Consider the following 11,751-nt stretch of genomic DNA (forward strand, 5'->3'; position numbering starts at 1 on the left):
ACGGCGTCAGATATCTCGGCATCAACATAATTCTGCCGCGAACGAGCCCGCTTCCGCATTGCGCTGTGTGCCAGTCTTGGCCATGAAAGTTTGGGCACTTGAACTAAGCGCCACCGCGCACGGTGAGCACGATCGTACGTTCAGGCGAACAGTCACATCGAAGGGACGTCCATGCGAAGAACCAGCGCGTACCCCCGCACCGGTCCGAACCCCCGCTACCGCAACACCCACACGAGTTCCCTATGACCCCGAAGCTCCCGCACCCCCACCCCGCCACCCGCCACCCCCGCTCCCGGCACAGCGTCCTCGCGGGAATGCTCGCCGCCCTCGCCGTCCTGTCCACGGCGTGCGGCGGCACGAGTGATCCTGCAGAGGCGAAGCCCAAACAGAGCGCGCCGGCCGACCACGACGCCGACGACGTCATGTTCCTCCAAATGATGATCGCGCACCGTCAGCAGGTGCTCGACATCGTCCGGCTGGCCCCGGACCGCTCCAGTCGCGGGGAGGTCCACACGCTGGCCACGACCCTCGAGAAGGACAGCACCACCGAGATGCGGCAGATGACCTCGTGGCTCACCGCGTGGTCGAAGCCCACCACCCTCCAGGGCCCGGTGAACTCCCACGCCGCCCACGGTGGCCTGCCGCTCATCGGCGAAGCGGAGATGAAGTCACTGAAACAGGCCAAGGGCCGTGATTTCGACACCACCTTCCTCAACCTGCTCCTCGGTCACCAGCACAATGCGGTGCAGATGGCCCAGGTCGAACTGAAGAAGGGGGTCAACCCCGTGGCCAAGAAATACGCCGACGGCGTCATCAAGAACACCACCCCCCTGGTCAGCCGCCTCCTCGACCTGATCAACAGCTGACAAGCACATCCGCAACACGCCTCCGCGGCCGTGAGCGTGTCCCCCGAGAACACGCTCACGGCTCCGCGGACGAACAAGAGGCTCGGAGAAATTGTTGATCGAATTTCCACAGATGCGAGAGATGGTGGTGGAGGTGGTCCGCACTCTTTCCGATATCGAATATCAACAAAAGATGTGGGTCGACGAGAGGTATCAACACCCGAATCTCATAGAGGACCTTGATGAGAATCTCAGCGCCCTCTACGACCTCACCTCGGTCGCGGAGTGTCCGCACGATTACATCGGTGCGGTTTTGGTGGATATCGATGAGGCCGAAGCGATGGAGGCCCTGCATATCGCGATTGAGGAGTTTCTCGGCTCCGTCGACGGCTCGCTTGAGGATGCGGTACTCATCGCCATGCCAGGCTGGCGGAAGGTGGTCGATCAGGCCCAAGCCACGCTTCGGGTTCTCACGCGGGAACGGTAAAGGATGCTCACCTCGTGGCGCTTTCGGAGAGGGCTTGGAGGTGGGTGGCGGCTCGGACCAGGTCGGTGGCGGCGATGGTCGTCGCCGTCAGGTGGGCGTCGGCGACGGCGGCGAACCACGGGGGTGTCGTCGGGTCGTCCCGGAGCTGTCGGGCCAGGGCGCGTAGGCGGGACGTGGCGGCGTTGACGGCCTCCGCGTCGGCCAGGAGGAGGGCGGCGGAGTCGGCGACCGAGCGAGGGGTGGGCATGGCGGCCTCCTAGGCGGGGAAGACGTGCGCGCCCGCGTCGCGGCGGAGTAACTGGTGCGGGCTGCGGTGACAGAGGAACGGGCGGGCGCCGTCCAGGCCGAGGGCGCGCAACGCGTCGGCGAGAGGGTGGTCGCCGTCACCGACGTGCAACCGTGCGCGAGGCGCGAGATGCAGGCGGGACGGTCCTTGGGCGTGGACGACCGAGCGCAGGGTGGCGTCCGCCAGCATGGAGTACAGGACCGGTTCGCCGCAGCGTGACCGGTTGCTCGGGCCGAGCGGCCCGGAGAAGGTCAGGGCGCGGTCCTCGCGGGCGCCGACCGTGACGGCGGCGGCTCGGGCGTCCAGACGGACGTGGATCGGGACGGTGAAGGCGTGCTCGCTCCACAGGTTCCGGTGGGCGGCGCCCGCGGCCGGAGTGCTCAACGCCGTGGCGAGCGTCCACAGGCCGGCGCCGCGCCACTGCGGCGGGCGCCGCAGGTCCCGCCAGACGCCGACGGGCCGGGGACACCACGGATCGTGGATCAGGACACCGAGGGTGACCTCGTGATGTGGGCCCAGCGTGCTCTCCCGATGGTCGCGGACGTCCAACGCGACCAGCGACCGCCTACCGGCGCGCACCGGGACGGCATCGTCCAGCACGGCGGCGGCCGACGCGGCGTCGACCGTGAACCACGCCGTCAGGGCCGCCGCGTCCGACGTGCACACGGGCAGTTCCACCGGCCCGTCCGGAGTGGGCTCGACGCGGGAGGCGACGGTGAGGAACGGGAAGCCCGCCGGGCGGCGCGCGTCGTCGTACAACTGGTAGAGGCGGCGTTCGACGACGGGACCGTTGTACGGCGCCAGTTGCCGTTCGATGTGCGCGCGGGCCTCCGGGAGGTCGTGTTCGACGTTGGCGGCGTACTGCTCCAGGCTGTGGCAGGCGGGGAACAGGTGCGTCGGGTCGGTGTAGTCGACCACGTACCGGCCGGGCTGTTCCGCGAAACAGTTCCCGGCGCCCTGTCCGTCCAGGCTGGGGATGATGTCGTGCTGGTTGGTGATGCTGACGACCCACGTCGCCGGGTTCACGGGTGCCTTGAAGTCGATCGGCGAGCCGATCGCGATGACGTGGGTGAGGCGGTACCTGGCGTTGAGCGCGGCGTCCTGGCTCAGGCTCATGACCGCGGCGCCGCCCGCGCTGTGGCCGATGAGGGCGAGGTCGGCGCCGGCCGGGATCCGATGGTCGGCGATCGCCTTGGCGAGGGAGCGGCTATAGGGGCCGCTGTCCAGGACGGTGGCGCTGAACGCGCCGAGCAGGTCGGCGGGGGAGGCGCCGTCGGGTGTGCCCATCCGCATCCCGGGGGCCAGCAGCACGTACCGTTCGACGTCGTCGGGTCCGCGCACGGTGAGGATGAGCGCGCGGCCGGACGTCCCGATCGCGATCAGGTCGCCGAGCAGGCCGAGCAGGGACGCCTCCGAGCAGAACCGGGCGGCCTCCGGCCCGGTCGGCTCGGCGCGGACGGCGGCGCCCCGGCCACGGTCCAGGCGCGCGATGACACGGTTGCTCAGCCCGGTCAGCGGGTCGGCGGTCGCGGCGCCCATGCCGGTGGCGATGAGCCAGGCGGTCTGGTCGTTCAGCGGGTTGCGGTCGAGCAGCGCGCGTAGCGCGAGGATCTCGCTGAAGACGGGTGACACGGCGGTGAGGGCGCGCTTTCCGCCCCGGTCCTTGACGAGGGTGCGCAGCGCGCCGACCACGTCTGCCTGGCCTGCGCCGACCGCCTCGATCAGCCGGTGCACCAGCGGATCCTCGGTGAGGGTCGGGTCGGCGTGGGCGACCGCGGCGATACGCAGCCGCAACGACGTGACCATGATGGAGACGGGCAGGCTCGCCGCGCCGGCCAGCCCACCGACCTTCGCGCCGAGGACGCCGAGCACGCCGCCCGCCGGGGCCCAGCCGAGCCCGGCGGGATCGGTGATGGCGCGGGCCAGCGATCGTTGCGCCCGCCATCCCGCCTGCGGGGCCCGGCACGCGGCGGCGGCGACCCGCGGATCGGCGAGCGCGGCCGTGGCGTGCGCGGACGCCTCACGAAGCGTGTGCGCGATCTCGGCGAGTTCCCGTGCGGCGGCCCGTAGCCGTTGTGCGGCGTCCTCACCGCCCGGGGTCATCGCTGCGCTCCTCGCCACGTCATGCTCACGAACCGGGGCCGCGGGTCCTCCGGGGTGTTGCGGGCCAGCACGTCGCCGATCGTGCGGGTCTCGGCGATCGTCCGCAGCCCGGTGCGGGTGAAGGTCTCGGCGGTCAGCACCCGGGGGGCCAGCAGCGGGTTGGTGAGCGCCTGCGAGAACGCGTCGATGGCGATGATCTTCGTGAGCAGCGGGGGCAGGACGGCGGCGGGCGACGCGGGCTCCTCGGCGAACAGGCCGACGTACAACTCCAGGTCGTCGACGCTCCGGTAGCGGTCGGCCAGCGCGTCTCGAACACGCGGGACGCCCGAGACCTGGGAGAAGTCGCGTGCCCTGGGGAACCGGCAGTGGGCGCGGTAGTCGTTGTAGGACGCCAGCCCCAGGGCACGGCCGTCGGCGATCGAGGAGAGTTCCACCTCCTGCAGGATCGGGTCGGTGTTGAACAGGCCGATGCGTCCGGCGCGCTGCTCTGCGGCGTCCTCGAACAGCCGACCGAGCCCAGGCTCGGGCAGCAGCGCCGACCCGAACAGCGTCCGGACGGTGGGAAGTTCGGTGTCGCCGACGACCAGGCTGGACGGGACGAGGCTGTGCCAGCGGTAGACGAGGTTGAACTCGACCGACGCCCAGTTCTGGCGGTGCCACGGCGCGCGCGCCAGCATCCGGCTGAGGCGAGGGTCGAGTAAGAAGCGGAAATGGTACGGCGTGATGTGGTTGATGTACTCCTCGACGACCAGCCGGATGACCTCGACGATGACGATGTTGCGGGCGGTCTGGAAGAGGCGTTCGTCGTCCCAGCCGGGGTTCTCCGCCGCGAGCGTCCGCGCCACCCGGTTGTGCTCGCGCAGGAACAGCACCGTCAGCATCGTGAAGCCGATCTGGACGTTGCCGCGGTCGCCGCCGGTCGCGAAGAGGGTGTCGCGCTGCGCGTCGGTGAGCCGTTCCATCCGGACGGCCGACAGCGCAGAGAACTCCGGCTTGACCTTGCCGTGTTCGCAGAGGAAGGGCGGGAATTCGCCACCGTTGAGGAGTTGGCTCTTGAGCAGGCCGCCCTCATGGGCACGGATGGCGTCGGTGGCCTCGGCGTTCAGCCCGTACAGCGGGTTGAGGTCGATCTCGTGGTTGGACGTGCTGCGGCGCGGGTCGCGAGGTTCGTGGGACTCCCCGCGCAGGAACCCGTCGGTGAACCACTGGGCGAAGTACGCGAACAGGACGGTCGAGCGGGGGCAGGGCGTCATCTCGCCGTCGCGGACGAACAGGTCCGCGGCCCGCTCCACGGTCGGACGGCCGCTCTCCTGGTCGGCGACGGGCGGCAGGTGACGGCCGCTGTAGGTGCGGTCGGTCAGCGACGACCAGGACGTGTACGGCGCCATGGTGCTCAACGGTTCGGGGCGCGGCGGCATCTCCCGGATCGCCTGGTCGATCACGGTGGCGTTGATGCGGCGGCGCAGCGCGGTCGAACTCTCGGCGAGCCGCCACAACGGACGCCCGCGCGTGAGCGCCAGATATCGCAGCCGGTTGCGGGCGCCGTCGGAGGCGAAGCCGCGGGCGCTCCGGTACGTGTCGCGCACGGTCAGGCCCCCTCGCGCGCCGGGGCGTCGAACCGCAGGACGAGGCCGTCGGGGAAGACGCCCCGGTCGCTGCGCACGTCCCCCTCCGCGCGCAGACCGGGCCGCATCATGACCCTGCGGACGGTCTCGGCGAGGACGACCCTGCCCGGGTGCACGCCCAGGCAGGCGTGCGGACCGTGACCGAAGTGCAGCCACTCCCGCTCGGACCGGTCGGTACGGAAGGCCGCGGGCTCCTCGACCACGGTGTCGTCGAACATGGCGGAGGCGACCGCGGCCATGACCAGGCGCCCGGCCGGGACGGTCGCCCCACTGGGCAGCACATGGTCGCGCGCGCAGTAGCGGACGATCATCTTCAGGAAGGGATCGAACCGCAGCGCCTCCCAGACATGGGGGTCGAACCGCTCGGGATCACCGGCCGCGGCGGCGGCCTCGGCGTGCAGCTCGGGCCGGCCGAGCAGCAGGGACACCACATTGGTCATCGACCCGGCGGCGTTCTCCACGAACCCGAGCAGCATCCCGGCGACGTTGACCGCGACGCGCTCGTCGTCGAACCCGAGTTCGGCGGGCAGCCGGGTGCGGACCAGCCGACCGAGCACGTCGGTGCCGCCGTCGCCGCCCTCGCCGCCGTTCGCCGCCCGTCGCTCGGCGACCAGACCGCGCAGGTACGCCATCATCTCCGCGCCCGCGGCGACCGACGCGGCCCGCACGCCGGGCTCACCGGCGAAGTTGGTGGTCACGTCGGTCATGATGGCCCGCGACCAGCGGGACAGCGTCGGCTCGTCGGGCCCCGGAAACCCGAAGTAGCGGGCGCAGACCCGTAGCGGGACGGCCCGGAACAGGCCATGGACCGCGTCGATCTCCCCGTCGGCCTCGTCCAGGGCCTGTTCGGCGAACTCACCCGCGAGCGCGCGCACGGCGGGGACGTCCTCGGGCGCGAGCATGACCTGCATCAGGCCCTTCTCGCGCCAGTTCATCGGGGTTCCGTCGAGGCTCAGCATGTGCGGGGCGCCGACCGCGGCCTCCAGCGCCGGACGGTAGGCGCTGACCGGGAACGAGTCCGGACGCGACAGCACGTCGAGGACGTCCGCGTGCCGGGTGACCAGGCTGAAGGCCGGGGTCGTGAGCACGGGCCGGTCGGCGCGCAGCTCGGCGAACAGATCCCGCCACCCGGTCCGTAACCAACCGGCCAGCCTGACCTGCGCGGCGGACGGATCGTCCCGCACGAGCGCGTCGTAGGTGGCGAGATACCCGTCAGTTCGCATGGCCTCAACTCCGCGCTCGTAGCCGCCGGGTTCCAGAGAGTAGCCAGAGACTAGGGAGTCCCGAGCCCGTTCGCCAAGACTTCGTAAACGTGGAGTAGCTAAATAGATTCAAAGGGTGACTGTTGCCTATCTGTCAGGCAACTGCCGTTCGCCTCACCTCCGCAGTTCAATGAGGTCCGACCTTGGGAGGAACGATGGCGGACCGGTCGATGGGGGAGACGGTCGCGGTCTCCAGGTCGCGCAGACACGCCTACCTGATCGTTCTGGTCGTGCTGCCTCCCGTCGTCCTGCTCGCCGCGGTGGCGGTCGCCTGGGGCCGCGCGATCGGGCCGCTGGACGTCCTGCTCGCGCTGGTCATGTACGTCGTCAACATCTTCGGGATCAGCGTCGGCTATCACCGGCTGCTGACGCACCGCTCGTTCCGGTGCCCCCGCCCGGTCCGGGTGACGTTCGCGCTGGCGGGCGCGCTGGCCCTCCAGGGCCCGCCAACGCTGTGGGCAGCCGAGCACCGCAGGCACCACAAGTACTCCGACAAGCCCGGCGATCCGCACTCACCCTGGGCCTTCGGCGACTCCGGCCTCGCCCTGTCACGCGGCCTGCTGCACGCCCAGGTCGGCTGGTTCTACAGCGCCCGCCGCAGGTCCAACCGCGCGCACTGGGTGCCCGACCTGCTCGCCGACCCCGACATCCGCCGCGTGGACGCGGCCTATCCGGCGATCGTGGCCGCGTCGTTCCTGGTTCCGGCCGCCGCCGGGGGCCTGCTCTCGTGGTCGTGGACGGGTTTCTGGACGGCGCTCTTCTGGGCGGGGCTGGTCCGCTACGCGGTCGTCCACCACGTCACCTGGTCGGTGAACTCGGTCGCGCACTGCTTCGGTGACCGGGCCTTCTCCACCCGCGACCGCTCGTCGAACGTCCGCTGGGTCGCTTTGCTGACCTTCGGGGAGGGCTGGCACAACTGGCACCACATCGAGCCGACCAGCGCCCGCCACGGCGTCCTGAAGGGGCAGGTCGATCCCAGCGCCGCCCTGATCCGCCTGCTCGAGAGGCTCGGCTGCGCCCACGACGTGCACTGGCCGTCCCCGGCGCGGATCGAGATGCAGGCGAGCCGTCACCGGGCGAGAACCGGCGTCCCGACCCGCTGACCGGGGTGACCGCGGGCTGACCGGACGATCGATCCTTCGCACAGCGGGTACCGGGACAGACTGTGCAGACCTTTCTTCCGCACGCGGACTTCGCCGCCACGGCCGGGGTCCTCGACCAGCGCAGGCTCGGCAAGCAGCGCGTCGAGGCGATCCAGGTCCTGCGCGGGCTGACGGTTCCGGGCTACGGCTGGCGGAACCACCCGGCCGTGCGGATGTGGACCGGGTACGAGGAGGCGCTGGTCCGCTACGGGCTGGAGATCTGCCGCTCGTGGTGCGCGCTCGGGCACCGCGACACGTGCGCCGCCACCCTGACGGCCGCGCTGGCGGAGGTGGCGGGCATCGAGCGGCCCCGCGACCAGGAGCGGCTGGCCGCCGCCGGTGAGCTGCCGCCCTGGCTCGGTGACCACGCGCTGCACCTCAGCCATCGCTCCGCGCTCGTCCGCAAGGACCCCGGGTTCTACGGGCCGATCTTCCCGGGCGTGCCCGCCGACCTGCCCTATGTCTGGCCCCGCTCGGACCGCGAACCAACGGCCCGCCCGTCCTGACCGCCACGAAACCGTTGACCGCCGATCCCGACGGCAACGGATCGTCGCCGTACCTGCCTCGCTCGACCAGCAACCGGACGCGGACGTTAGCCACCCGTTAGGGGGTGTGATCTAACGTGCAACGATCATGGACTCGCAGACTCTGGATCTGGACGACTACCAACGCATATTCCGTGTTCTCGAGACGTCCGCGGACGCGGTGGGACAGGACCGCTTCTTCGAACGTCTGGGAGACGCGCTGGCGCGGCATCTCGACTGGAAACACGCCCTGGTGACCACCGGCACCCCGCCCACGGGGCGAAGACCCAGACCGGAGAACTTCGCCAGAACGCTCAGCGGCACGATCGAGGCGACCCCGAACACCAGGGTGCTGATCAGCGTTTGCTTTCCGTACGGACCGGGGCCGGGGGAACGCGAGCGCGCCATCCTGCGCCGGCTCCAGTCCCATCTGGCGCCGTGGTTGTCCGAGCATCTGTCCGGCGTGCGGCGGAACACGGCCCTGATATCGCTGACCAGGCGGGAGGAGGCCGTGGTGCGCCTGGTCGCGCAGGGCATGTCGAACCGCCGGATCGCCGACCGGCTCGGCGTCACCACCGACACCGTGAAGAAGCATCTGACGCACGCCATGGCCAAGGCCGGCTGCCGTGGGCGCGCCCAGCTCGCGCTGTGGTGGCATGACCATGAGCCCGCTTGATCCCGCCGACTACAAACGGATGCTGCACGTCCTGGACGATGTGCGCGGAGCGGCCGACATGGCGTGCTTCGGCGACCGGCTGCGGACCGCGCTCGCCGAGCATTTCGGCTGGACGGACGCGACGGTGCGGCTCCAGGAGGTCACCGGCGCGACGGACTCCCGGGACGACGGCCGGTCACGGTTGCTCGTGCCACTGGCGGACGGAAGCGGCGACCGGCTTCTCGTCATCGTTCCGAGACCCGGCACGGCCCGGCGGCGGACCGTCCTGGAGTTGCTCGGACGGCAGCTCGCGCCGCTCGCGCGCGACGCCGCCCGGATGCCCGCGCTGCCGTTCCTGACGCCGCGGGAGACCCAGGTCGCGGAGTTGGTCGCGGAGGGGCTGGGCAACCAGCAGATCGCGGTACGGCTGGGCATCACGGTGAGCACGGTGAAGAAGCACGTGTCCCGCGTGCTGGCCAAGAGCGACTGCGACTCCCGGGTGCGTTTTGCGCTGTTATGGCGGCGATTAAGCGATTCTTTAGCTGATTAGTCTACGTCTACACGAAGATGTTCCACCTTCGGACAGTACCGATTCCGGTTCCGATCGGAGAGACTCGGCCGCATACGGGGATACGGGGACGTCCAGCGGAGCACGCCGCCGCTGGACGAACGACTGCTGTGGAGGACACGGTGGTTGCACAGTTCAGACTGCTGGGATCGGTGGAGATCGCGAACGGACGGCACGCGTTTCCACTCCCGGCCACGAAACCGAGCGTCGTCCTGGCGGCGCTGCTCCTGCACGCCAACGAGTTCCTGGGCAACGAACGGCTGACCGAGATCGTGTGGGGGGACGCCAACCCGCGCAATCCGCGGTCCAGCCTGCAGACGTACGTGATGCGCCTGCGCCAGACCCTCGCGGCGAACGGGACGCCGGGAAGCTCCATTCTCACGCTGCCCGGGGGCTACAGCCTGGAGGCGACTCCGGAGACGTTGGACCTGCTGCGCTTTCGCCAACTCGTCGAACGGGCCAGGCGCGGCGGCGACCCCAGGGAGGAGTCCCGCCGCCTCAACGAGGCGCTCGCGCTACGGCGCGGGCCCATGCTCGCCAACATCCCGTCCGATGTGCTCCTTCGCGAGGAGGTGCCGAAGCTGGAGGAGGAGTGGCTGGCCGCCCGCGAGCGGCGGATCGACATCGACCTGGCACTCGGCCGCCACCGCGATCTCGTGGCGGAGCTGCGCGGACTGACCGCGACCTACCCGCAGCGGGAGCGGTTCTGGGAGCAGTTGATGGAGGCCCTGTACCGCTCGGGACGGCAGTCCGAGGCGCTGGCGGCCTATCACGAGATCAAGAACATCCTGCTGGAACAGCTCGGCGTGGACCCGGGGCCCGGCCTGCAACGGATGGAACTCGCCATCCTCAAGGGCGAGATCCAGCTGACCGAGTTCGCCGACGACCCGGCGGGGCGTCCGGCCCCGCACATCGCGGGCCCGCCCGGTCTCGGCCCGCCCGGTCCAGGTCCGCACGCACTGGGTGCGCCGGCCCTGGGGCCGCACTGCCGGCTCCCGCCGCAGCCGCCCGGATTCGTCGGACGCGGCAAGATCGCCGGACGGATCGCCGACGAGCTGGCCAGGAGCGCCGGAGACGGAACGGCGGCGGTCACCGCGATCCGCGGCGAACCCGGGGTGGGAAAGTCGGCCCTCGCGCTGTCGGTGGCCTACGACGTCGCCGGGCTCTTCCCGGACGGGCAGTGGTACCTGCGGCTCAGCACCGAGGCCGGGCGGCCGCGCCCGCCGGTGGAACTGCTGGGCGAGCTGCTGGGCATCGCGGGACTGCGACCCACCGACCTCCGCGAGGACCAGGCCGAGCGGGAGGCGGCCTACCGCGCCATGGTCCGGGATCGCCGGGTGTTGCTCCTGCTCGACGACGCCCAGGACGCCCGGCAGGTCGAGCCGCTGCTGCCGGGCAGCGCCGGCAGCGCGGTCCTGGTGACCAGCCGGACCAGCCTGGGTGAACTCACCGCGCGGTGGCGGGTGCGCTCGTACGAGATCGGGCCGCTGCCCACGGAGAGTTCGCTGGAGTTACTGGCGGGCATGCTGGGACGCGAGCGGGTGGAGCGGGAACGCGCGGCGGCGGTCGCGCTCACCGAGATCTGCGACGGGCTGCCGCTGGCGCTGCGGATCGCCGCGGCGAGGTTCGCCGGCCGTCCGGGACAGGACCTCGCCGACTTCGTCGCCTGGCTGGCCGCCGACCCGCTCGGTCGGCTGGCGGTGGGACGGCGACCGCGGATCTCCGTGCGCCGCGCCTTCGAGGTGTCATGCGAGCGGCTCGGTCCCGACGCGCGGCGCCTGCTGTTCGCCCTCGCCGAGACCCGGGCCCGGTCGGTGTTCGGCCCGGACGACATCGCGGACCGGGCGGGCACATCGCTGCCCGACACCGAGGAGGCACTGGAGGAGCTGTTCGACGCCGGACTTCTACGCGGCCACGGCCTCGACCGCTTCGCCATGCCGACCCTGCTGCACACCTACACGCGTTTATTGCAGGACCGGTTGTGTTAATTGCAGGACCGGCCCACTTCGCTCGCCTGGCGGCTCGCTGTGTTTATTGCAGGACCGGCCCACTGCGCTCGCCTGACGGCTCGCTACGTGACCGTCCCTGAGGCGAACGCGACATCGCTTCGCGATCCACCCGGCTCCGCTCGCCTCCGGCATCGCTGCACCGGGCGGGTAACGCGTTCGCGCGCGGGCTGAGGCCGTCTTTCTTGCAGGACCGGCCCACTTTGCTCGCCTGGCGGCTCGCTGCGTGACCGTTCCTGGGGCGGACG

11 protein-coding genes are annotated in these 11,751 nt (G+C 70.8%); 7 read left to right on the plus strand and 4 right to left on the minus strand.

The features are described from left to right. Nucleotides 1-242: 242 nt before the first annotated feature. The gene (locus BZB76_RS26810; protein WP_121437190.1) at nucleotides 243-866 is read left to right on the plus strand and encodes a DUF305 domain-containing protein; all 624 of its coding nucleotides are present in this window, start codon (nucleotides 243-245) and stop codon (nucleotides 864-866) included. Between the two features lie 94 nt (nucleotides 867-960). After that, a complete protein-coding gene (locus BZB76_RS26815) occupies nucleotides 961-1,332 on the plus strand; it encodes an SCO4402 family protein (RefSeq protein WP_420534825.1) in 372 nt (123 codons plus the stop codon). A 7-nt stretch (nucleotides 1,333-1,339) separates the two neighbouring features. Here the strand turns inward: BZB76_RS26815 and BZB76_RS26820 are convergent, their stop codons facing one another. From BZB76_RS26820 to BZB76_RS26835, 4 genes are read right to left on the minus strand one after another with little or no spacing between them, the layout of a single operon-like run. After that, nucleotides 1,340-1,579, minus strand: coding sequence for a hypothetical protein (locus BZB76_RS26820; RefSeq protein WP_121437192.1), 240 nt, complete (start codon nucleotides 1,577-1,579; stop codon nucleotides 1,340-1,342). 9 nt (nucleotides 1,580-1,588) lie between these two features. Then, a complete protein-coding gene (locus BZB76_RS26825) occupies nucleotides 1,589-3,721 on the minus strand; it encodes an alpha/beta hydrolase family protein (protein ID WP_121437193.1) in 2,133 nt (710 codons plus the stop codon). Then, a complete protein-coding gene (locus BZB76_RS26830; RefSeq protein WP_121437194.1) occupies nucleotides 3,718-5,307 on the minus strand; it encodes a peroxidase family protein in 1,590 nt (529 codons plus the stop codon). Before BZB76_RS26830 ends, BZB76_RS26825 begins: the two co-directional genes overlap by 4 nt. A gap of 2 nt (nucleotides 5,308-5,309) precedes the next feature. Beyond that, nucleotides 5,310-6,569, minus strand: coding sequence for a cytochrome P450 (locus tag BZB76_RS26835; RefSeq protein ID WP_121437195.1), 1,260 nt, complete (start codon nucleotides 6,567-6,569; stop codon nucleotides 5,310-5,312). 194 nt (nucleotides 6,570-6,763) lie between these two features. Here BZB76_RS26835 and BZB76_RS26840 point away from each other — a divergent pair, with 194 nt between their 5' ends. From BZB76_RS26840 to BZB76_RS26860, 5 genes are all read left to right on the plus strand, one after another. Then, nucleotides 6,764-7,711, plus strand: coding sequence for an acyl-CoA desaturase (locus BZB76_RS26840; RefSeq protein WP_121437196.1), 948 nt, complete (start codon nucleotides 6,764-6,766; stop codon nucleotides 7,709-7,711). A 62-nt stretch (nucleotides 7,712-7,773) separates the two neighbouring features. After that, complete coding sequence (locus BZB76_RS26845; protein WP_121437197.1) at nucleotides 7,774-8,256, plus strand: MSMEG_6728 family protein; 483 nt, start codon at nucleotides 7,774-7,776, stop codon at nucleotides 8,254-8,256. A 127-nt stretch (nucleotides 8,257-8,383) separates the two neighbouring features. Beyond that, nucleotides 8,384-8,950 carry a response regulator transcription factor gene (locus tag BZB76_RS26850; protein ID WP_121437198.1) on the plus strand — a complete coding sequence of 189 codons (567 nt, stop codon included), beginning with the start codon at nucleotides 8,384-8,386 and terminating at the stop codon, nucleotides 8,948-8,950. Continuing rightward, nucleotides 8,937-9,479, plus strand: a complete 543-nt coding sequence (locus BZB76_RS26855; RefSeq protein WP_246007225.1) for a helix-turn-helix transcriptional regulator — start codon at nucleotides 8,937-8,939, stop codon at nucleotides 9,477-9,479. Before BZB76_RS26850 ends, BZB76_RS26855 begins: the two co-directional genes overlap by 14 nt. 140 nt (nucleotides 9,480-9,619) lie before the next feature. Further along, complete coding sequence (locus BZB76_RS26860; RefSeq protein ID WP_170180763.1) at nucleotides 9,620-11,485, plus strand: AfsR/SARP family transcriptional regulator; 1,866 nt, start codon at nucleotides 9,620-9,622, stop codon at nucleotides 11,483-11,485. The last annotated feature ends 266 nt before the right edge of the window (nucleotides 11,486-11,751 follow it).

This window comes from Actinomadura pelletieri DSM 43383, assembly GCF_003634705.1.
Lineage (GTDB): Bacteria > Actinomycetota > Actinomycetes > Streptosporangiales > Streptosporangiaceae > Spirillospora > Spirillospora pelletieri.

What these genes read in the sequence shown, in the direction of transcription:
- BZB76_RS26810 (WP_121437190.1), top strand. Translation starts at nt 243, where the DNA reads ATGACCCCGAAGCTCCCGCACCCCCACCCCGCCACCCGCCACCCCCGC.
- BZB76_RS26825 (WP_121437193.1), bottom strand. Translation starts at nt 3,721, where the DNA reads ATGACCCCGGGCGGTGAGGACGCCGCACAACGGCTACGGGCCGCCGCA.
- BZB76_RS26840 (WP_121437196.1), top strand. Translation starts at nt 6,764, where the DNA reads ATGGCGGACCGGTCGATGGGGGAGACGGTCGCGGTCTCCAGGTCGCGC.
- BZB76_RS26835 (WP_121437195.1), bottom strand. Translation starts at nt 6,569, where the DNA reads ATGCGAACTGACGGGTATCTCGCCACCTACGACGCGCTCGTGCGGGAC.
- BZB76_RS26820 (WP_121437192.1), bottom strand. Translation starts at nt 1,579, where the DNA reads ATGCCCACCCCTCGCTCGGTCGCCGACTCCGCCGCCCTCCTCCTGGCC.
- BZB76_RS26850 (WP_121437198.1), top strand. Translation starts at nt 8,384, where the DNA reads ATGGACTCGCAGACTCTGGATCTGGACGACTACCAACGCATATTCCGT.
- BZB76_RS26855 (WP_246007225.1), top strand. Translation starts at nt 8,937, where the DNA reads ATGAGCCCGCTTGATCCCGCCGACTACAAACGGATGCTGCACGTCCTG.